The sequence below is a fragment of the Nigerium massiliense genome (assembly GCF_000826085.1).
In the GTDB taxonomy this organism is placed as follows: domain Bacteria; phylum Actinomycetota; class Actinomycetes; order Propionibacteriales; family Propionibacteriaceae; genus Propioniciclava; species Propioniciclava massiliense.
In genome coordinates this window covers 801,698-823,108 of sequence record NZ_CCYM01000003.1, presented here as the reverse complement: position 1 = coordinate 823,108, position 21,411 = coordinate 801,698, and the positions used below count along the sequence as shown (strand labels likewise).

Genomic DNA, 21,411 nt, shown 5'->3' with positions numbered 1-21,411 from the left:
TGGGCTCAGCCGCGCGTCAGCCGACGGTGCTTGCTCGCGTGCGGACGGGCCGCGTCGACGCCGAGGCGCTCGACCTTGTTCGCCTCGTAGTCGGCGAAGTTGCCCTCGAACCAGAACCAGTTGGCCTCGTTCTCGTCGTCGCCCTCCCAGGCGAGGATGTGCGTCGCGACGCGGTCGAGGAACCAGCGGTCGTGGGAGATGACCACGGCGCAGCCGGGGAACTCGAGGAGCGCGTCCTCCAGCGACTGCAGGGTCTCGACGTCGAGGTCGTTGGTCGGCTCGTCCAACAGCAACACGTTGCCTCCCTGCTTGAGGGTCAGTGCCAGGTTGAGGCGGTTGCGCTCACCGCCGGAGAGCACCCCGGCGAGCTTCTGCTGGTCGGGTCCCTTGAAGCCGAACGACGCGACGTAGGCACGCGACGGCATCTCGAAGCTGCCGACCTTGATGTAGTCGAGGCCGTCCGACACGACCTCCCACACGTTCTTCTGCGGGTCGATGCCGGCGCGGTTCTGGTCGACGTAGCTGAAGGAGACGGTCTGCCCGACGCGCAGGTCGCCGGCGTCCGGCTGTTCCTCGCCCACGACCATCTTGAACAGGGTGGTCTTGCCGACGCCGTTGGGGCCGATGATGCCGACGATGCCGGCGCGCGGCAGCGAGAACGACAGGTCCTTGATGAGCACGCGATCGCCGAACCCCTTGGTGAGGTGGTCGGCGCTCAGCACCTCCGCGCCCAGGCGCGGGCCCGGTGGGATGTTGATCTCGGCGAGGTCGATCGAGCGGTTGCGTTCGGCCTCGGCGGCCAGCTCTTCGTAGCGGGCGAGGCGGGCGCGGTTCTTCGCCTGGCGGGCCTTCGGGTTGGCGCGCACCCACTCGAGCTCGCGCTCCAGGATCTTGGCGCGCTTGGCGTCCTTCTTGCCTTCGATCTGCAGGCGGCCGCGCTTGGTCTCCAGGTAGGTGGAGTAGTTGCCCTCGTACGGGTGCAGGCGGCCGCGGTCGATCTCGCAGATCCACTCCGCGACGTTGTCGAGGAAGTAGCGGTCGTGCGTGACGGCGAGCACGGCTCCCGGGTAGGTCTTCAGGTGACCCTCCAGCCAGTTGACGCTCTCGGCGTCCAGGTGGTTGGTGGGCTCGTCCAGCAGCAGGAGGTCGGGCTGCTGCAAGAGCAGCTTGCACAGCGCGACGCGGCGCCGCTCGCCCCCGGACAGGACATCGACGGGGGTGTCCCCGGGCGGGCACTGCAGCGCGTCCATCGCCTGCTCGAGTTGGCTCTCGAGTTCCCACGCCTCGCGACGGTCGAGCTCGGTCTGCAGGTTGCCCATCTCCTCCATCAGCGCATCGAAGTCGGCGTCCGGGTCGCCCATCTCGACGCCGATCTCGTTGAAGCGGTCGAGCATGCCCTTGGTCTCGCTGACCGCCTCTTCGATGTTCTCCATGACCGTCTTGTCCTCGGTCAGCGGGGGCTCCTGCAGCAGGATGCCGACGGTGGCGCCCTTCTTGAGCATCGCCTCGCCGTTGTTCGGCTTCTCCAGCCCGGCCATGATCTTGAGCATGGTGGACTTTCCGGCACCGTTCGGTCCGACGACGCCGATCTTGGCGCCCTCGTAGAACGACAGGGTGACGTTGTCGAGGATGAGCTTGTCACCGAGCGTCTTGCGGACGTTGTGCATCGTGTAGATGAACTCAGGCATGGACCAACCTTGCTGGGTGGTAGGGATCGTGTCAGGGCCGTCCCTCAGTATAGGGCTGCGCTCCGGGGGCCCAGCTATGATGACCACCGCCCTCCCGCGGCCGCCGCGCCTGCCCGGTCCGCGCGGCGGGGGAGGGCCCATCCATCGCGTCAGGAGGTGCCCATGAGCTCGCGTCCCAACCGGGGAGGTCCCGCTGACGTGGTCGTGGGGATGCTGTTGGCCGTCGCCGGCGTCCTGGTGCTGTCCGCCTGCATCGTGGCTATGCCGCCCACGCTGTATGCGACCGGTGCGCTCGCCCTGATCGGCGGCGCGGTCGGCGTGGTCGTGTCCTTCCTCGGGAGACTGCGCGCCGGGTTCTACTCCGAGTTCGTGGCCAGCACCACGCTGTTCGTGCTCGGCCTCATCACGCTGCGATACTCGTGGCTGGGCGCGAACCTGTTGATCGTGGTGGCCGCGTTCGTCTTCCTCGTCAACGGCGTGGCGCGGCTCGCGTCCGCCAGCGAGGACGCCGGACTGCGCGGGCCGCTCGTGCTCGCCGGGCTCGTCTCGCTGTTCGTCGGCGGACTCGTGCTGGCGGAGGTGGTCGCACCGACGATCGTCCAGTTCTCGGTGCTCGTCGGAGCCTGTCTGCTCATCGACGGTCTGGTCTCGGTCGCGGTCGGCTGGGGACCACGGCGTGGTCGCTGACCCTCGCATCCATCAGAATCAACATCCGAAAGCCCAGTATCCACCTCGGAAGGATCACACCCCATGCGCAAGATCATCGCCGCCCCCGCGGTGGCCGCCGCTCTCCTCGTCGTCGGCTGCACCCAGACCGGAGCGAACACCCCTGGCGGTAACCCGGCCCCCGCAGACCCGAAGGAGGCGCTGGCTCAGGCCGCCACGAACACGGGGCAGGGCAAGGACCTGACCTCGACCTTCCGGTTCGACACGACGCAGGAAGACCTCACCAAGGCGATGGACGCGATGAACAGCACGGCTTCGGCGTCGCCGTCCAGCTCCTCGAACAAGCAGATGCAGACCACGCTCGCCAAGGTGCTGCCCAAGCTGACGATGAAGGTGTCGATGCACTCCCGCGGCGCCGAGCTCAACCACGAGAAGGACCCGGCCAACCTCGACGGGGCGTTCCAGCTGGCGGTGGACGGCAAGGCCGTCGATCTGACCTGGCTCGAGAAGCGCGCCTTCGCGAAGGCCGACGTGGACGGCATCGGCCAGGCCACCGGTCTGTTCACGGGCGACCAGGTTCGCATGGCGGCCAATGACCAGGCGTCCTCCAAGCCGTGGATCACTCCGCTGATCGACGGCAAGTGGGTCGAGCTCGACTCCGAGTCTGTGCAGAAGGCGCTGCAGCAGGCGCAGGCCAGCGCGTCCCCGCAGGCGACCCCGACCACCGATCCCGCAAAGGTGCAGGCCGCCTTCATGGACAACTCCGAGGTCACCAAGGTCGACGACGACACCTACAAGGTCGTCACGGACGCCAAGAAGCTCCTCCCCGCGCTCGCCGCGGTCGACCCCAACGACAAGTTCACCGACGAGCAGGCCCAGGACGCCGTCAAGAAGATCAAGGACGGCGCCAACCTCGACACCACCGTCGACCTGGCCGACGGCAAGATCAGCCGTGTCGTCGTCGACCTCGACGATGTCGCCCGCACCTGGCCCGTCACCGACGGCGACGCCAGCGCCACGAAGCTCGCCGCCACCGACTTCCACCTCGACGGCGTCCTTGAGTTCAACGAGGACAACCCCAACCTGACCGCTCCGCAGCCCGAGGCCACGATCCCGGCCTCCGACCTGCAGCAGCTGGGTGGCGGCACCGGCCGCTGAACCCGATGATGGCTGCCTGACAAGGCGCGACGCGGGCCCGGATCGCATGATCCGGGCCCGTTTCGCTCGTCATCGAGGCGTCCGCGAAGGTCTGCGTCTGCCCGGGGAGCGCCGGTCGTCGAGGAGGCTCCGGGTGCGGCGACGGATCTTAGAGCCACGGCCGCACGGAGGCGCGGGAGTCAGCTCACCGGCTGATGGGCTGCCAGCAGTTCGGCCAGGCTCAGCGCCTGGCGTCCGCGCAGGTCGTTGACCTGGGTGCGGCAGGAGAACCCGTCCGCGAGGACGATCGCGGCGGGCCCCGCGGCGTCGATGGCCTTGCCGAGGTCCTGTTCGAAGACCGCCACGCTGACGTCGTGGTGGCCGTTCTCCATGCCGAAGTTCCCGGCCAGCCCGCAGCAGCCGCCGACACGGACGATCGTCGCGCCGGTCGCCTTCAGCAGCTTCTCGTCAGCCGCCCAGCCGATGACGGACGCCTGGTGGCAGTGCGGCTGGGCGACGACCGTGTGCCCGGACAGGTCGGGCAGCGCGAAATCCGGGGTGCGGGCGAGCAGCTCGGCGAGCGTGAACGTGTTGCGCGCGACCTCGGCCACCCGGGGGTCGTCGCGGAGCAGCTCGAGAGCGTCCGAGCGCCACACCGACAGGCAGCTGGGCTCGGTGCCGACGATCGGGACGCCCTGCGCGACGAACGGGTGCAGCACGTCGGTGGCGGCGCGCAGCTCGCGCCGGGCGCCGTCCAGCTGGCCGGTCGAGATCCACGTGAGCCCGCAGCAGGCCTTGCGCTCGAGCAGGCGGGGCGTGAACCCGGCCTCGATCAGCACGGCCGCGGTGGCGGCGACGGTGTCGCCCTCGAAGGCGTCCGAGAACGAGTCGACCCACAGCACCACGGGACGCCCCTGCGGCCGTTCCGGCGCGCCGGTCGGGGTCAGGCTCGATCGCCCGAGCGCCCGGCGTCCGCGCCGGCTGAGCGCCAGCGGGCGTCCGGCCTCGAGCGCGACACGGACCTTGCGCCGGTTCGAGCCGACCGCGAACCGCGGCATCGATGTCCGCTTCGGGTCGATGCCCGCGATGCGCTTCACCAACCCCTGCAGCCCCGGCGCCTGCAGCACGGCGTTGGCCAGTCGCGGCAGCACGGCCGGGACGCGCTGGACGAGGCGTCCCCACAGCGGGAGCAGGCCCAGGGCGTAGTGGTTCATCGGGCGTAGCCGCCCCTTGTACGACTCGTGGAGCACCCGCGACTTGTAGGCGGCCATGTCGACGCCGGCGGGGCAGTCGCGTGCGCAGCCCTTGCAGGACAGGCACAGGTCGAGCGCCTCGTGCACCTCCGCCGACCGCCAGCCGGCGCTGACGAGGGTGCCGTTGATCATCTCCTGCAGCACGTGGGCGCGCCCGCGGGTGGAATCCTTCTCGCTGCGGGTCGCCTGGAACGAGGGGCACATGACGCCGCCGGCCCGGCTCGCGGTCACGCACTTGCCGACGCCCGTGCAGCGGTGGACGTCCTCGACGAACGCCTCGTCGGTCAACCACAGCGGCGAGCGGCGCACCTGTGGGGCGCGCAGGTCGGCGGTGAACGGCGCCGGGTCGACCAGGACGCCCGGGTTGAGCAGGTTGCGGGGGTCGAAGATGGCCTTGACCTGGCCGAACAGCGCGATCGCCTCGGGGGAGTACATGACGGGCAGCAGCTCGGAGCGCGCCCGCCCGTCGCCGTGCTCGCCCGACATCGAGCCGCCGTAGGACGCCGCGAGCCGCGCGGCGTCCTCGATGAAGGAGCGGTACGCGGCGGTGCCGCCCTCGTCCGTCAGCGGGAAGTCGATGCGGCAGTGGACGCAGCCGTCCCCGAAGTGTCCATACGGCAGGCCGTGCAGGTGGTGCTTGTCCAGCAGCGCGTCGAAGTCGCGGAGGTAGTGGCCGAGGTTCTCCGGCAGGACGGCGGAATCCTCCCAGCCGCCGTACGCGGGCCGGTCCAGGCTGACGCCGGCGAGGCCGGCGCCATCCGCGCGGATCTTCCACAGCGTGGCCGCGACGACCGGGTCGGTGACGACCTCGCCGTCCTGGCACCCGGACGCGGCCAGCAGCCCGGCCGCTCGCTCAGCCAGGTCGTCCGCGTCGGTGTCGGTGAGCTCGACGAAGATCCAGGCGTCCCCGTCCGGCAGCCGGGGGACGGCGTCCGCGCCCTGGGCACGCGAGACGACGTCGACGATGCGCCGGTCCATGCCCTCGACGGCGGTCGGCTTGAACGGCAGGATCGACGGCATCGCGTCGGCAGCTTGCGGCATCGTGGGGTAGCCGAGCGCCACGAGGGTCTTGTGCGGGTCGTCCGCGACCAGCCGCACCGTGGCCTGGGTGATGACGCCGAGGGCGCCTTCGGTACCCGCGAAGAACCGCGCGACGTCGAAGCCGCGCTCGGGCAGCAGCCACTCGAGGCTGAGCCCCGAGACCTGCCGGGAGAACCGACCGAACTCGGTGCGGATCAGCCCGAGGTTCGCGGCCACGAGCTCGTGCAGGGCGCGCAAGGTGGGGGAGTCGGACGCGGTGAGGTCTTCACGGGAATCGAGTCGCAGCCGCTCCCCGGTGCCGGTGATGACGTCCAGCGCGACGACGTTGTCGGACGAGCGGCCGTACCCCAGCGCGCGCGGTCCGCAGGCGTTGTTGCCGATCATCCCGCCGACGGTGCAGCGGTTCGCGGTGGACGGGTCGGGCCCGAACCGCAGGCCGTGCGGAAGCGCGGCGGCGGTGAGCACGGTCTGGACGACCCCGGGGTCGATCACGGCGACACGCTGCTCAGGGTCGAGGTGGTGGATGCGGGTGAGATGGCGGGCCGTGTCGATCACGAGCCCCGGCCCGACAGCATTGCCCGCGCAGGAGGTGCCCGCGCCGCGGGGCGTCAGGGGGATGCCGGACGCGAGCGCGGCGTCCACGAGCCCGGCGAGCGCGGCCTGGTCGCTCGGGTGCGCCACCGCGAGGGGGGCGACGCGGTACAGGGAAGCGTCGGTGGAGTAGAGGGCCCGCGTCAGCGTCGAACCGTCGGCCTGCGGAAACGCCGAGGCCAGCAGGCGTTCGTTGAGGCGCTCGAGGTCGGTGGCGGCGTGGACGGTCACACCGTCAGTCTGCCACCGCGGCGACCGCAGCCATGGCCCTTCCGAGAGCTTCGAGGTCATCCGGATCGACGGCGTCGATGAACGAGCGGCGCACGGAGTCGACGTGCACGGGCGCGGCCTCTTCGAGCAGCGCGAACCCGCTGTCGGTGAGCTGCGCCAGCACGCCGCGCCGGTCGTCGGCGCAGTTCTGGCGCTCGATGTAGCCCTTCTTCTCCATGCGGGCGACGGTGTGCGTCAGCCGCGAACGCGACTGCCGGGCCGCCTGGGCAAGCTCGGACATGCGCATGCGTCGATCCTCGGATTCGGAGAGGGCGACGAGGATCTCGTACTCGCCGAGGTCGAGGCCGTAGGGTCGCAGGGCCTCGTCGAGGTGCCGATCGATCGCCGCACTGCCCGTCAGGAAGCTACGCCAGATCTTCTGCTGGCGATGGTCGAGCCATCGGACGTCGGCGAGTGTGGTCATGCGCTCTATTGTAGCATGAAGTTGACCGTTCAACTGTCGATAACTCCGGTAACCTCACCCCACGGGAAGGGCGAAGCCCCTTCGTCGACACGGGAGGAGTCCGATGACCGAACGCGAAGAGATTCTCGCACGCTGCGCACCGTCGCTGGGGGCGATGCTCGAGCGCCGTGCCGAGGAGACTCCCGACCTGGAGGCCTTCCGATATCGGGCCGCCGACGACGCCTGGGCCAGCCTGACGTGGGCCCAGACGAAGGCGCAGGCCGAGACGCTCGCCGCGGGGCTGCTGTCGTTGGGGCTGGGGTATGAGGAGCGCGTCTCGATCGCCTCGTCTACGCGGATGCGGTGGATCCTGATGGACCTGGCGGTCAGCATGGCCGCCGGCGCCACCACGACGATCTACCCCAACACCAAGGGCGAGGAGTTCGCCCACATCGTCTCGCACTCCGACTCGCGGTTCTTCGTCGCGGAGAACGCCCAACAGTTGGCGAAGCTGCAGTCGCACGACGAACTGCGCGGCCTCGTCGAGCACGTCATCATGATGGAGGACGACCCCGAGGCGTCCGACCCGCGGCTGATCACCTGGGAGACGCTGGTCGCGCGCGGCACCAAGTACCTGGAGCAGCACCCCGACTGCGTGCGGGACGCCACGGCGTCCACCGGCCCGGACACGCTCGCCACCCTCATCTACACCTCCGGCACCACGGGAACGCCGAAGGGCGTCGAGCTCACCCACCAGTGCTGGACCTACGAGGCCGTCGCCGTCGAATCCACCGGCATCATCGAGCCCACTGACAGCCACCTGCTGTGGCTGCCGCTCTCGCACGTCTTCGGCAAGTGCCTCGTCGCGGTGCAGTTGCAGATCGGCTTCGCCGCCTTCGTGGACGGTCGCACCGACCGCATCATGGCGGGGCTCGACGAGACCCACCCGACGGTGATGTGCGGCGCCCCCCGCATCTACGAGAAGGTCCGCAACGCCGTGGTGACCTCGGCGCCGTCCGGCGGGGTGAAGGGCCGCATCGCGCGCTGGGCGTTCTCGGTGGGCGCGCAGACGCGTCCGTATCGGCTGAAGGGCACGCCGGTGCCGCGCGGGCTGGCCGCCCGGTACGCCGTCGCCGACCGACTGGTGTTCTCCCAGCTGAAGGAGCGGATGGGCGGGAAGCTGCGGTACTTCATCTCCGGCAGCGCCAAGCTGAGCCGTCAGGTGCAGGAGTGGTTCTACTCGGCCGGCATCACGATCGTCGAGGGCTACGGCCTCACCGAGACCAGCGCCGTGACGTTCCTCAACCTGCCCGACCGCCCGCGGTTCGGCACGGTCGGCCCCGTGATGCCCGGCTCGGAGGTGAGGATCGCCGACGACGGCGAGATCCTCGTCCGCGGACCCGGCATCATGCGGGGCTACCACAAGGCGCCCGAGCTGACCGCCGAGGTGCTGACGGACGGTTGGTTCGCCACCGGAGACATCGGCACGCTCGACGAGTACGGCTACCTCACCATCACCGACCGCAAGAAGGACCTGCTCAAGACGTCCGGCGGGAAGTACGTCGCGCCGCAGAAGGTGGAGAACGCGATCGCGGCGAACGTCCCGTACGTGTCCCAGGTCGTCGCGGTGGGGGACGGCCGCAAATACATCTCGGCGATCGTCACCCTCGATCCGGAGGCCCTCGACAAGTGGGCCAAGCGGCACAAGAAGGAAGATCTCAGCTACGAGCAACTGACGCAGTTGCCCGAGGTCCGCCGCTCCATCGACCGGTTCATGAAGCGGGCCAACAGCAAGCTGGAGCGGTGGGAGACGGTGAAGCGGTACGCCATCCTCGACCACGAGTTCAGCGTGTCGGCCGGCATCATGACGCCGAACATGAAGGTACGGCGGGCGCACATCGCCGAGCGGTACGCCGACGTCGTCGAGTCGCTCTACGACGCGGAGTTGCCGGCGTGAGCACGTTCCAGCTTGAGGTCCCGCTGCGGTGGCTCGACCTGGACGCGCAAGGCCACGTCAACAACGGCAAGGTCGTCGACCTGCTCCAGGAGGCACGCGTCGACTTCACGTTGGCCGGCCCGCTGGCGCACCTGCTCGGCGACGGCATCGTGGTGGTCAGTCACACGGTGGAGTACCTGGGCTCGATCCTGTTCAGCCGGCGTCCGCTGCGGGTCGACCTGCGGGTCGTGGAGGTGCGCGCGGCGCAGTTCACGATCGGCTACGACGTGTTCGACGGCGACCGGTTGGTCGTCCGGGCACGGACGGTGTGCTGCGTGTACGACTTCGAGGTCGGACGCCCCACCCGCCTCGGGACGGCCGAGCGAGACTACCTGCGCTCGATCCAGGAGGACACCGACGACGGGCTGCGCGACATCGGCTCCTGGACGATCGGACACGCCGCGCACGTCTGTCCCGTACGGCTGCGCTGGTCGGACCTGGACTCCTACGGGCATGTCAACAACGTCCGCTTCTACGACTTCGTCGGCGAGGCGCGGGTGAAGCTGATGGCGGAGCTGCTCGACGGGGAGTCCATCAGGAGTTCGACCGCCGAGCCGGAGCACAGCTGGCTCGTCGCCCGGCAGGACCTGCGCTACCAGAGCCAGATCGAGTTCCGCACCGAGCCCATCGTCGTCCGGACGGCGATCGCCCGCGCGGGCCGGACGTCCGTGACGCTCGTCCAGCAGATCGCGGACCCGGATGACGGGACCGTGTTCAGTACCTCGACGACCGTCCTGGTGCACGGGTACGCCGACCTGCGCCCCGCGCCGCTGCCGGACGAACTGCGCGCCGCCGCCGAGCGGTGGCCGGCGGTGGCCACAGGCTGAGGACGTTCGCCCGGCGTGGGGTATCGCCGCGTCGGCGGTCGCCGCGCGTCAGCGGGCGGCCAGCCAGCGGTCGAGTTCGGCGGTCGTCGGGGCGGTTGCCGGTCCACGCCTGGTCACGGAGTAGGACGCGGCGGCGTTCGCCCTCGTCAGCACCGCCTCAGGGTCGTCGCCGCGCGCCAGCCCGGCGAGCAGCACGCCGGTGTGGGTGTCGCCCGCGCCGGTGGTGTCGACCGCGGTGACCGCGGGTGCGTCCAGCGCGAGCGTCTCGTCCCCGAGTTCACCGCCCGCGGCGAGACAGCCGGCGTCCCCGATCCGCAGGACGACCAGGGCCGCGCGCGGCAGGCGCTCGCGCAGCCCGGCCAGCAGCGCACGGTCGTCGGCCACGGGCCCGACCAGCAGTGCGGCTTCCCGGCGGTTGAGCGTCAGCACGGTCAGCCGCGACAGGACGAGGTCGAGCCGTCGGGGCGGGATCTCCGCGACGAGCGGACCCGGATCGAGCAGGACGCGGGCGTCCAGGCCGGCCAGCCAGTCCTCGAGCACGGGACCGCTGCCGGGGTAGCACAGGTCGTAGCCGGAGACCGCGACGAGGTCGCCCGGCAGCACGCGGGCGGCGGCGAGGTCAGCGGGGGAGAGCCGCGCCTCCACCCCGGGCACGGTGACGAAGGTCCGCTCGGCGTCGGGCTCCACCAAGGCGAGGCACCAGCCGGTGTCGCCGTCGGTGCGCGGCGGCGTCGTGACCGCGATGGCCTCGGCCGTGAGCGCCGCCCGCACCAGGTCGCCGTACGGGCCCGTGCCGTGCGGGGCGGCGTAGCGGCAGCGTGCTCCCGAGCGTGCCGCCGCGGCGGCGAGGTTGAACCCGCCGCCGACCTGGATGCGGCCGCCGCTCGCGAGGACGTCGCCTCCGCGGGGCGGCAGGGCGGGGACGTCCGCGGCGAGATCGACGAGGATGCTGCCCAGGCTGACGATGCCGGCGGGTTCAGGCACCGTCGCCCTTTGCGTCGCGGTGGCGGGCGGCCGGGGACGTGGCCGGCGACCGACCTTCGGTCAGGGCGCGCAGCACCGCGAACAGCAGCGCGCCCGTGACTCCCGCGACGAGCCAGGCGAGCGAGTTCTGGCCGAGCCACGTCCCCGAAAGCGGGCCGGCGAACCAGGTGGTGTCGCCGACCTCGGCGTGGGCGAAGCACAGCCCGAGCGCGATCGCGCCGATCCAGGAGATCACCGCGCCGGGCCGCACGCCGCCGCGGTACCAGTACTCGCTGCCGGGGCGGGTGTCGAGGAGCGCCCGCGGGTCATCACGGCGACGCCGGCCCATGTCGACCAGCACGATGCCGGCCCAGGCCGTCAGCGGCACGGCGAGCAGGGTCAGGAACGTGGTGAAGGGGCCGTAGAAGTCCTGCGCGACCACCGTGATGTAGAGCCCACCGAGCGTGATCAGGGTGGCGTCGACGACCACCGCCGTGGGACGCCGCACCCGGATCCCGCCCGTCAGGAGGTTGAGCCCGGAGGAGTACATCGACAGGTCGGCAGCCGCGATCAGCCCGAACACCGCCGCGATCAGGTACGGGACGTACATCCACGGGGGCAGCGAGGCGCCGATCGCGGCCACCGGGTCGTTCGCGGACGCGAGCTCCGGGTCCCCGGCGGCCATCAGCGCACCGGTCGAGGCGATGACGATGAGCGGCAGCCCGGCGCCGAGCACGGTGGCGGCGACGATGCGGCCCGACGGCACGGAACGCGGCAGGTAGCGAGCGTAGTCGGCGCCGGCAGCGACCCAGCCGATGCCGGTGCCGGCGGCGATGAAGCCGACCCCGGCCATCACCGCCTCCGGCGGTCCGGGCGGCAGCTGCGCGACCGCGGCCCAGTCGACCGTGACGACCAGGAAGCCCACGACCACGAGCGTGAGCGCGCCGAAGATCCAGGTGAGCCACTTCTGCAGCCACATGATCGTCGCGTGCCCGAACAGGCCGATGAACGCGGCCACCAGCACGACCGCGACCACGCACACGGCTGTCAGCGCGGGACCGGCGGTGACCCCGAGCTGGGCCAGCACCGCCACCAGCGCGAAGGCGGCGGTGGTGCACATCACGGTCTCCCAGCCCACGAACCCGAGCCACGACACGAGCGTCGGGCCCCAGTTGCCGCGGACGCCGAACACGGCCCGGGACAGCGTCAGTCCCGGGGCGCCGCTGCGCATGCCCGCGGTGCTGAGCACCCCCACCAGGAGGAACGAGCCCAGGGAGCCGACGGCGGCGACGCCCACGGCCTGGGCGACGTTGAGGCCCGTGAACGTGACCAGTGACGCGCCGAGCGTGATGCCGAGGACGCCCATGTTGGCGCCGAACCACATCCAGAACAGGCCGAGCGCGCCGCCGTGGCGCTCATCGTCGGGCACAGGCTCGATGCCGCGGGTCTCGATCACCCCCACCCGTCGCGCGACGGCGCCCCCCGCTGCCTGCGGCCCTGCCCCGCTCATCGGACGCCGCTGCCCGATCCGGTTCTCAGCTCCAAAAGCCCGTCGACGAGGTCGGGCAGCCCCAGGCCGGGGTTGGCGGCGTCCAGTTCGGCACGGATGTGCGGCGGGACGGACGTCACGGGGTTGTGCGCGCCCACGACAGCCCCCGCCATCGCTGCGATCGTGTCGCAGTCTCCGCCGAGGCTGGCCGCGTACCGGCAGGCGCCCCACGGGTCGGCCGGGAACAGCGACGCGATCGCCAGCGCCGCAGGCACCGCCTCCTGGGTGGCCACCCCCGCGCCGACCAGGCGGTAGATCAGGCCCAGCGCGTCCTCGGGGCGGCGTCCGGACACGAGGTCGAGAGCCCAGGCGACACGCGTGGCGACGTCGGCGCCTGCCACGTAATGGCCGCGCTGCGCGCCGAGCCTGGCCGCGGCCGTGGCGATCGCGAGCGACTCGGTCAGGCGCGCGCCCCCGACGCCCGAGCTCACCGCGGCGGCGATCGCTGACGCCCCCGCGATGGCCAACTGCGTGTTGTGCGTGACGGCGCTGACCTGGGCGACGGCGTCGACGAGCCCGTCCAGCGGCTCGGCCGAGAAGGCCACGCCGACCGGGGCGATGCGCATCGCCGCCCCGTTGGTGTCACCCCAGCGCCCGGTCCGATCGGGCGGGACGCCCTGCCGGGCCAGGTCGAGCGCGCGCCGCGTCGAAGGTCCGAGCAGATCGAGCGACCCGCGCTCGCGCATCCGTGCCTCCCACGCGAGCAGGTCGGCGGCCAGCGCGTGCGGGTCGACGCGGCCGCGTCCGGCCACCAGCAGTCGGCCGACGATGAGGGCCTGGTCGGTGTCGTCGGTGACCGTGCCCGCCGGCGTCCCGCGGCTGATGTCGTTGTCGTCGGGCCCGGGATGGAACCCGTCGAGCACGCCGTAGCGTTGGGCGATCACCTCCTGCGGCAGGTACTGCGTGGGCATGCCCAGCGCGTCCCCGACGGCGAGGCACAGCAGCGCCCCGAGCGCGCGGTCCCGTTGCGCCGGACTGGCGGCGGTCACGACAGGCTCCCTTCCCGAGACATCGCGTCAGCTCTTGAAGTAGCCGAAGACGTCGGCGACGAGGTGAATCGTGCCCTTCGAGCTGTTCTTCGCCCGCACCGCCCCGTACTCGCCCAGTTCGGCCATGACCGCGTTGGGAACGGTGCTCCCCGCGACGAAGTTGAGGTTCGACGTGCCGGGCTCATTGCGGCCGTGCGGGTACCCCGTCAGGTTGCCGGCCGACGTCGGGCTCGTCACGGTGACGTTCAGCGCGGCCGCCGTGACGCCGGTGGAGGGCACTCCGGCGCGGCCACCGACCGGCAGGTAGCGGCTCGTCGCGGCGGCGACGGGGTCGTTGGGCCGGCTGTCGTAGAGGCGGGCCGGGTTCAGCGCGACGAAGGTACCGGGCAGCGTGGGCGTCCCCTGCAGGTAGTACCCGGCGATGTCGACGATCGCGTGGGTGCTGCCCGCGGAGCTGTTGAGCAGGCTGATGCGCCCGTCGGATCCCACCTTGACGACCGCCTGATTCGCGCGGGTCTCCCCGGAGCCGAAGTTGACGTTGGACGACGAGGGGGCCGGGGTGCCGCTGGGGTACGCGGTGAGGTGGCCCGCGCGAGTGGGCTGGGTCACGGTCAGGTTGACGACGACGGCGCCGACAGCAGACGGGACGCCGCTCCGCCCCGTGATCTGCACGGCGCGGGACTCGTTCGGCGCAAGCTTCGTGCCGGTGCGGCTGTCGAAAGCGCGCGCGGGCACCAGCGACTGATAGGTGCCCGCCGCGGTGGGCGTCCCGGCGACGTAGTAGCCGGCGACGTCGGCGATGAGGTGGCTGCTTCCGCCGGCGTTGTTGCGCAGCGTGACCTGGCCGTTCGTGCCGAGCCGCACCGTCACCAGGTTCGCGACGGTCTGGCCCGGCACGAAGTTCAGGTTGGACGCCGTCGGCGCCGCGATGCCAGCGGGATGCACCACCACGTTGCCAGCGGTGCGCGGCTGCGTGACCGTCACGTTCAGCACGACGGCGGAGGCATTCATCGGGACGCCGCCCCGCCCCCGCACGGCGATGGTGCGCGAGCTGTTGGCCGCCACCGGATTGCCGGTGCGCGTATCGAGGATGCGGTTGGGGCCGACGGGCCAGTACGAGCCGGACGCGGCCTCGGCGGTGAACCCGGCCGTGTAGAGCAGCCGGTTGGGAGACCTGGCGCCGGGGGATTTCACCCGTCCGGTCGTGGCGGCGCCGAGGAGGGCGCTCGTCACCTGCGCCGGGGTGGCGGTGCGGTGGCGTTCCAGATACTGCGCTACGGCGCCCGCGACGTGCGGGGTGGCCATCGACGTGCCGCTCATGGTGGCCGAGCCGGTGTTGCTGTCGTAGGCGGCGGAGAGGATCTGGTCGCCCGGGGCGAAGGTGTCCAGGCACGTGCCGTAGTTGGAGTAGGGGGCCCGGGTGTCGGACGCGGTGGTGGCGCCGACGGTGATGGCGGCGGGCAGCCGCCCCGGGGACTCCTGGCACGCGTCCTGGCCCGAGTTGCCGGCCGCCACGACCACGGTGACGCCGTCGTTGATCAGGGCCCGCGTGGCCCGGTCGAGCTCGGGGATCACCGCGGGAGCGCCGAGACTCAGATTCGCGACGGCGGGCTGGCCGGGACGGTGGTGCTTGACCACCCAGTCCATGCCGGAGACGAAGCCCGACACGGTGCCGGAATTCTGGCAGTCCAGCACCCGGACGGGCACGATCGTCGCCGACTTCGCGACGCCGTAGGTGCGGCCGGCGACGGTGCCCGAGGTGTGGGTGCCGTGGCCGTGGCAGTCGGCGATGGTGGTGCCGATGTCCTGGACGACCACGCCCGGGGCGACCCGGCCACCGAACTCGGTGTGGTTGGCGTTGATGCCGCTGTCGATGATGTAGGCGGTGATGCCGTGGCCGGAGGGGCCGTAGGTGAACGTACGGTTCAGCGGCAGCGCCCTCTGATCGACGCGATCGAGGCCCCACGGTGCGCTCGACTGGGTCTCGGCGCTGCCGGTGACGACCCGGTCGGGGGTGACGCGCACCACGTCGGGGCGCGCGGCGAGGCGCTGCGCCTCGGTCTTCGTGGCGCGCACGATGGCCCCGTCGAAGACCTCGGTGAGCGGGGCGATCACCTGCGCTCCGACGGCGCTGGCGCCCGCGACGGTGCGGGCCGGGGACGTGCCGTCCTTGAACGTCACGATGTAGGTCTCGCCCACCGTGGCGGCGCTGGCGCCACGGATGAGGTCGGGAGCTGCGGTGCTCGGCGACGGGGGGGAGTCGGGCGTGGCCGGGGCGGCCGTTGCGGGCAGGGCGCTCAGGGGTAGGAGAAGGATCGAGACTGCGGCCGCGAGGCGCAGCAATGCGGGGCGGGTGGGGCATGGGTTCCTCGTTTCGTCCAGGACCAGACGCGATGAACGTAGCAGGAACGGCGGACAAAGTTCCGTGGTCGCGAGCCCTCGCCACCTCGGGCTACGGTGGCTCGACGTTCCATCAGCCAGGAGATCCCATGACCCACCGCTGCGCTGTCCTCGGCTCCCCGATCGCGCACTCGCTGTCGCCGGTGCTGCACCGCACCGCCTACGAACTGCTCGGGCTCACCGACTGGACGTTCGACCGGTTCGAGATGCTGCCCGACGACCTGCCGGGCTTCATCGCCGACTGCGGGCCCGAGTGGGTCGGCCTTGCCTGTACGGCGCCGCTGAAGGAACGCCTCGTGACGCTGGGGGAGCCGTCGGAGCGGGCGCGCCAGCTGGCGTCCGGCAACACCTATCTCTTCGGCCGTGGGGGCGCCAGGCCGCAGGTGCACAACACCGACGTCACCGGCATGGTCGCCGCGTGCGGCTGGCGTGGCATCACGTCGGCCACCTCGGCGATCCTGCTGGGGGCCGGCGCGACCGCCCGGTCCTCGCTCCTGGCCCTGGCGATGCTCGGCGTGCGTGAGATCACCGTCCTGGCCCGGGACGCCGGCCGCGCCCTGGGCAGCCTCGCCGGTCCTGCCGCCCGGTTCGGCCAGACCCTGGAGGTGCTGCCGTGGGGGACGACGCCGGGACGCCAGGTCGACCTCGTCGTCAACACCGTGCCCACCGACCTCGAGCCGTCGTGGGCGTCCGGCCTGGTCGCGCTGGCGAGAGGGGCGTTCGACGCGGTCTACAGCCACGGACCGTCGCCATTGCGGTCCGCCGCGGACGCCGCGGGTCGCCCGTCGCTGGACGGGCTCGACCTGCTGGTGGGCCAGGGGATCGAGCAGCTCAAGCTGATGACCGGACGCGACTGCCCGCCCGAACCGCTCGTCGAGGCCTGCCGTCGCGAGTACGCCCGCCGCCGGACCACCTGACCCGGACGCGACGACGCCGCGCCGGAGAACCGGCGCGGCATCGACGGTGTGCGAAGCCGGAGGGCTCGATCAGGCCTCGATCTCGACCTCGGAGCGGTCGCCCGACCACAGCGTGTGGAACACGCCCGGCTTGTCGACGCGCTTGTAGGTGTGCGAGCCGAAGAAGTCGCGCAGACCCTGGGTCAGGGCGGCGTTCAGACGCGGAGCGCGCACCATGTCGTAGTAGGACAGCGCCGAGGAGAAGCCCGGGATCGGGACGCCGGCCTCGGTGGCGCGGGCCACGACGCGGCGCCAGGAATCCTGGCACGCGGCGAGCTCGGCCTTGATGGACGGGGCCTCGAGCAGCGTGACGAGGTTGTTCGCCGCGTACTCGTTGCTGATGCGGTCGAGCAGCTTGGCGCGGATGATGCAGCCGGCGCGCCAGATGCGCGCGCACGCGGCGACGTCGATGTCCCAGCCGTACTCCTGGCCGGCGACGCGGATCTCGTCGAGGCCCTGGGCGTACGCGACGACCTTGGCGCACCACAGCGCGCGCCGGATGTCGTCGATGAACTGCTCGCGGTCGTCCACCTTGATGCCGTTGGGGCCCTCCAGGGCGGCCTGGGCGTGCTCGCGCAGCTCGGGGGAGCTGGAGACGGCGCGGGAGAAGACGGACTCGGCGATCGAAGCGGCGGGGACGCCCAGGTTCAGGGCCTCCTGCACGGTCCAGGTGCCGGTGCCCTTCATGCCGGCGGCGTCGAGGATGACGTCGACCAGCGGCTTCCCGGTCTCGGCGTCCTTCTGACGGAGCACCTCGGAGGTGATCTCGATCAGGAAGGAGTCGAGGTCGCCCTCGTTCCAGTTGGCGAAGATGTCGGCGGCCTCGTCCGGCGTGACGCCGATGCCCTTGAGCAGCTCGTACGCCTCGCCGATGAACTGCATGTCGGCGTACTCGATGCCGTTGTGCACCATCTTCACGAAGTGGCCGGCGCCGTCGGTGCCGATCCACGTGCAGCAGGGCTCGCCCTCGTACTGCGCGGAGATCTTCTCGAGGATCGGGCCGATGTGCTCGTAGCTCTCCTTCGGGCCGCCGGGCATCATCGAGGGGCCTTCGAGCGCGCCGGTCTCGCCGCCGGAGATGCCGCACCCGATGAAGTTCAGGTTCATGTCGCGGAGCTTGGCCTCGCGGCGGCGGGTGTCCTGGAAGAAGGAGTTGCCGCCGTCGACCAGGATGTCACCCTCCTCCAGCAGCGGGGTGAGCTGATCGATGGTCGCGTCCGTGGCGGGGCCCGCCTTGACCATCATGACGATGCGGCGCGGCTTCTTCAGCGAAGCCACGAACTCCTCGACGGTCTCGCTCGGCACGAAGTCGCCCTCGCTGCCGTGCTCGTCCATCACGTCCTTGGTCTTGGCGAACGTGCGGTTGAAGATGGCGGTGGTGAAGCCCTTGTGCGCCATGTTCCGGGCCAGGTTCGACCCCATGACGGCCATCCCCACGACGCCGATATCAGCGGTGCCGACCTTGCTGTCGTCAGTCATTCTTCCTCTTTCGTCGATGATGCGGGTGGAACGGGTCCATAGCTCGGTCTGTCGCCCAGGCCGAACGCAGGTAGTGGGGCGCCGCCTCCGGCTGGCGGTCGCGGGTGAGGACGCCGCGCGGGGCGCGTCCCACCCGGGGGAACTGCCTCATGCTCGTCGCGAAGTCGGCGAAGCCCGACATCGGGCGTCCCACGATCTGTTCGAACTCGTCGAAGACCGCGTGGTGCGCCTCAAGGTACTCCTGCTCGTACTCTTGCGACCAGATGGGCGGGGGCAGCGGGTGCGTGCCGGGGTCGCCCTCCGCCACGAGGACGGGCGTGCCCTCGCACGCCCGGTGGCTGTGCCCCTCGCGGGACGAGACCGCGGCCGAGCCGGGGTCGCCCCGCACGTCGTCGTCCTGAGGCCGAAGCATCCTCACCCCTCCACTCGCGGTCAGTTCCCCATTCGATCAAAGAACGGGCGCCGGGGTCGAGTGGTTGCCGCGATTCGCCGGCCGGTGTGACCGTCCCGTCACGCGCGAGGCGATTTCGTTGCATCTGCCGACAACCCCTGGCAGCCCATCGCGGCCCGGGGGTAAGAATGACGGGCATGACAGTGCCGTTGACTCTTAATCCTGACCGCCTCTTTCCCGCGGAGCAGTCGACGCGTGCGATCACGCGCAAGCTGTACCAGCAGGTGAAGGATCTCCCGATCATCTCTCCCCATGGCCATGTGCCGCCGGCCTGGATCGCCGACGACATCCCGTTCTCCGACCCGGCCAGCCTGCTGCTCACCCCGGATCACTACGTGAACCGCGTGATGCACGGCCAGGGCGTCGACCTCGCCGACCTCGGGGTGCCCGTCGGCAGCGAGTTCAGCGCCGACCAGGCCCGCAACGCGTGGCGCATCTTCTGCAAGAACTGGAAGCTCTACCGCGGTACCCCGATGAAGTACTGGATGGAGATGGAGCTCGTCGAGATCTTCGGCGTCGACGTCACCCCGTCCGAGGAAACCGCCGACCAGATCTACGACACGATCCAGTCCGCGATCGAGAAGCCCGAGTTCAAGCCGCGCGCGCTGATGGACCGCTTCGACATCAAGTTCATGGCGACCACGGACGACCCGTGCGACGACCTCGCCTTCCACGAGAAGCTCGCCAACGACGCGTCGTTCAAGCGCCAGGTGCGTCCGACGTTCCGCCCCGACAAGTACCTCGAGCCCGCCAAGGAGGCCTGGAACGGCCTCATGGACAAGCTCGCGGAGGTCAGCGGTGAGAACACCGACACCTTCGACGGCTGGATCAAGGCCATGGAGAACCGCCGCGCCTACTTCAAGGACCACGGCGCCATCTCCAGCGACCACAGCCACGCCGACCTCGGCACCGAGCCGCTCGACAAGGCCGAGGCCGACCGCCTCTACGAGCGCGCCCGCCAGGGCAAGATCACGGCGGAGGAGGGCAAGGCGCTGCGCCAGACCTTCATCTTCGAGCAGGCGCGGATGGCGTCCGAGGATGGCCTGGTCATGACCATGCACCCGGCCGTCTATCGCGACTACGACGAGGCGACCGCCGAAAGGTTCGGCGCCGACGTCGGCAGCGATGCCCCCACCGCGGTGGACGTGGTGCACGGGCTGCACGCGGTTCTCAACGCGTTCGGCAAGAACCCGAACTACCGCCTGGTGATCTTCACCATGGACGAGACGGTCTACAGCCGCGAACTCGGCCCGCTGGCCGGCTTCTACCCGTCGCTGTACGTCGGCGTCCCGTGGTGGTTCATCGACGCCCCGGACGCGATCAAGCGGTTCCGTCGGGCCGTCACCGAGTACGGCACCTTCTACAAGACGTCCGGCTTCATCGACGACACCCGCGCGTTCCTGTCGATCCCGGCCCGCCACGACATGTCGCGTCGTCTCGACTGCGTGCATCTGTCGGAGCTGGTCGCCGAACACCGCCTCACGATGGAAGAGGCCGAGGAGCTCGCGCACGAGCTCGTCGTCGACATCCCGACGCACGTGTTCAGCATCCCCGCCTGATCGGCTGCCTCCCCGGCGAACGAATCGCCTGAGGGCGCCGGCGCGAGACTTTTCGCGCCGCCGCCCTTGCGCGTATGAGGCGCGGAGGAACGCGGCCATAACGCGCCCACCTTTCCCCCGTTGCAACAGGTTGCCACCTCGTTTAGGGTTCGGGAGTGGGCAGGGAAGCGGACGAGAACCGGGGCGACGCGACGATCTACGACGTCGCGAAGGTCGCTGGTGTGAGCCCTTCGACGGTGTCGCGGGCGTTCTCCCGGCCTGGCCGCGTCTCGGCGCAGACGGCCGAGAGGATCCGCAAGGTCGCCGAGCAGCTCGGCTACCGCAGCCGCCAGGTCCAGTCCCAGGCGCGTCAGAAGACGAAGATGATCGGCTTGGCCGTCGCCGACATCACCAACCCGTTCAACTTCCGGGTCATCCGGGGCTCCCAGGCGGCCGCCGCCGAGGCCGGTTTCATGGTGTCGCTCACCGACTCCCAGGAGTCGCCGGCGCTGGAGCGCGAGATGCTGCGCCGCGCCATGCCGGTGCTGGACGGCCTCGTGATCGCCAGTTCGCGCCTGTCGGACACCGAGCTCCGCACGATGGCCAAGACGATGCCCCTCGTGGTGCTGAACCGGCGGGTCTCCGGCCTGCACTGCATCGTGCCGGATATGCCCCAGGGCATCCGCGCGGCCGTGCAGCACCTGCTCGCGCACGGCCACCGCAACATCACCTACCTGGCCGGGCCGGAGGCGTCCTGGGCGGACGGGGTGCGCTGGCGGGCCGTGCGCGACTCGGCCCGTGAGTTCGGCTTGGTCGAGAACAGGGTGGGACCGTTCGCGCCGACGCTGCACGGTGGGCACGCGGCCGCCGAGGTCATCGCCGGGCGACGTCTCAAGGCGGTCATCTGCTACAACGACGTGATGGCCATCGGCCTGATGAAGGGGCTGGCCGAGCGGGGGGTGACGGTTCCGCGCGACGTCAGCATCATCGGTTTCGACAACAACTTCGCCTCCGGGCTCGTCGAACCCGGCCTGACGACGATCGCCGCCCCGCTCACGATGCTCGGCGACTCGGCCGTCCGCTTCATCGTCTCCTCGCTGGGCCACAACGGCGCCCCGGAGCAGCCGCCGCTCACGGTCCCGGTGCGGCTCATCGTCCGGCACAGCACAGGGCCCGCCGCCTCCTGATCCCCGCTCCGGACGAGCCCGCCCGAC

The 21,411-nt window shown here is 70.9% G+C and carries 16 protein-coding genes; 7 read left to right on the top strand and 9 right to left on the bottom strand.

What is annotated here, in order from left to right:
- Nucleotides 1–5 precede the first annotated feature (5 nt).
- The gene (ettA, locus tag BN1187_RS10220) at nt 6–1,688 is read right to left on the bottom strand and encodes an energy-dependent translational throttle protein EttA (RefSeq protein WP_040161397.1); all 1,683 of its coding nucleotides are present in this window, start codon (nt 1,686–1,688) and stop codon (nt 6–8) included.
- A gap of 162 nt (nt 1,689–1,850) precedes the next feature.
- Here ettA and BN1187_RS10215 point away from each other — a divergent pair, with 162 nt between their 5' ends.
- Together BN1187_RS10215 and BN1187_RS10210 are read left to right on the top strand one after the other, a co-directional pair.
- Nucleotides 1,851–2,375, top strand: coding sequence for a DUF308 domain-containing protein (locus BN1187_RS10215; protein ID WP_040161395.1), 525 nt, complete (start codon nt 1,851–1,853; stop codon nt 2,373–2,375).
- 63 nt (nt 2,376–2,438) lie between these two features.
- Nucleotides 2,439–3,512 (top strand): hypothetical protein, encoded by a 1,074-nt coding sequence (locus BN1187_RS10210; protein ID WP_040161392.1) that lies wholly within the window; start codon nt 2,439–2,441, stop codon nt 3,510–3,512.
- 179 nt (nt 3,513–3,691) lie between these two features.
- Here BN1187_RS10210 and BN1187_RS10205 read toward each other — a convergent pair whose 3' ends face one another.
- Together BN1187_RS10205 and BN1187_RS10200 are read right to left on the bottom strand one after the other, a co-directional pair.
- Nucleotides 3,692–6,667, bottom strand: a complete 2,976-nt coding sequence (locus BN1187_RS10205) for an FAD-binding and (Fe-S)-binding domain-containing protein (protein WP_082034639.1) — start codon at nt 6,665–6,667, stop codon at nt 3,692–3,694.
- Nucleotides 6,612–7,070, bottom strand: a complete 459-nt coding sequence (locus BN1187_RS10200) for a MarR family winged helix-turn-helix transcriptional regulator (protein WP_040161387.1) — start codon at nt 7,068–7,070, stop codon at nt 6,612–6,614. Before BN1187_RS10200 ends, BN1187_RS10205 begins: the two co-directional genes overlap by 56 nt.
- Before the next feature lie 103 nt (nt 7,071–7,173).
- On the opposite strand from BN1187_RS10200, the gene BN1187_RS10195 reads away from it, so the two are divergent.
- Nucleotides 7,174–9,006, top strand: coding sequence for an AMP-dependent synthetase/ligase (locus tag BN1187_RS10195; RefSeq protein WP_040161384.1), 1,833 nt, complete (start codon nt 7,174–7,176; stop codon nt 9,004–9,006).
- Nucleotides 9,003–9,872, top strand: a complete 870-nt coding sequence (locus tag BN1187_RS10190) for an acyl-CoA thioesterase (RefSeq protein ID WP_052462593.1) — start codon at nt 9,003–9,005, stop codon at nt 9,870–9,872. The genes BN1187_RS10195 and BN1187_RS10190 overlap by 4 nt, the downstream gene beginning before the upstream one ends.
- Nucleotides 9,873–9,920: 48 nt before the next feature.
- Here BN1187_RS10190 and BN1187_RS10185 read toward each other — a convergent pair whose 3' ends face one another.
- From BN1187_RS10185 to BN1187_RS10170, 4 genes are read right to left on the bottom strand one after another with little or no spacing between them, the layout of a single operon-like run.
- Nucleotides 9,921–10,856, bottom strand: a complete 936-nt coding sequence (locus BN1187_RS10185; protein ID WP_082034638.1) for a PfkB family carbohydrate kinase — start codon at nt 10,854–10,856, stop codon at nt 9,921–9,923.
- Nucleotides 10,849–12,345, bottom strand: coding sequence for a purine-cytosine permease family protein (locus BN1187_RS10180; protein WP_052462592.1), 1,497 nt, complete (start codon nt 12,343–12,345; stop codon nt 10,849–10,851). The genes BN1187_RS10185 and BN1187_RS10180 overlap by 8 nt, the downstream gene beginning before the upstream one ends.
- A complete protein-coding gene (locus BN1187_RS10175) occupies nt 12,342–13,373 on the bottom strand; it encodes an ADP-ribosylglycohydrolase family protein (protein ID WP_040161377.1) in 1,032 nt (343 codons plus the stop codon). Before BN1187_RS10175 ends, BN1187_RS10180 begins: the two co-directional genes overlap by 4 nt.
- 27 nt (nt 13,374–13,400) lie before the next feature.
- A complete protein-coding gene (locus BN1187_RS10170; protein WP_218184637.1) occupies nt 13,401–15,572 on the bottom strand; it encodes a S8 family peptidase in 2,172 nt (723 codons plus the stop codon).
- A gap of 290 nt (nt 15,573–15,862) precedes the next feature.
- Here BN1187_RS10170 and BN1187_RS10165 point away from each other — a divergent pair, with 290 nt between their 5' ends.
- On the top strand, nt 15,863–16,690 hold the full coding sequence (locus tag BN1187_RS10165; protein WP_040161376.1) for a shikimate dehydrogenase family protein: 828 nt from the start codon (nt 15,863–15,865) through the stop codon (nt 16,688–16,690).
- A 69-nt stretch (nt 16,691–16,759) separates the two neighbouring features.
- On the opposite strand, the gene gndA is transcribed toward BN1187_RS10165, so the two are convergent.
- The gene (gene gndA / locus BN1187_RS10160) at nt 16,760–18,208 is read right to left on the bottom strand and encodes an NADP-dependent phosphogluconate dehydrogenase (RefSeq protein ID WP_040161374.1); all 1,449 of its coding nucleotides are present in this window, start codon (nt 18,206–18,208) and stop codon (nt 16,760–16,762) included.
- Complete coding sequence (locus tag BN1187_RS10155) at nt 18,201–18,620, bottom strand: glycoside hydrolase family 2 TIM barrel-domain containing protein (protein WP_147675109.1); 420 nt, start codon at nt 18,618–18,620, stop codon at nt 18,201–18,203. The genes gndA and BN1187_RS10155 overlap by 8 nt, the downstream gene beginning before the upstream one ends.
- Before the next feature lie 167 nt (nt 18,621–18,787).
- Here BN1187_RS10155 and uxaC point away from each other — a divergent pair, with 167 nt between their 5' ends.
- Entirely contained in the window at nt 18,788–20,218 is a 1,431-nt protein-coding gene (gene uxaC, locus BN1187_RS10150; protein WP_390620220.1) for a glucuronate isomerase, read from the top strand.
- Nucleotides 20,219–20,373: 155 nt separating this feature from the next.
- Nucleotides 20,374–21,384, top strand: a complete 1,011-nt coding sequence (locus tag BN1187_RS10145) for a LacI family DNA-binding transcriptional regulator (protein ID WP_040161372.1) — start codon at nt 20,374–20,376, stop codon at nt 21,382–21,384.
- The last annotated feature ends 27 nt before the right edge of the window (nt 21,385–21,411 follow it).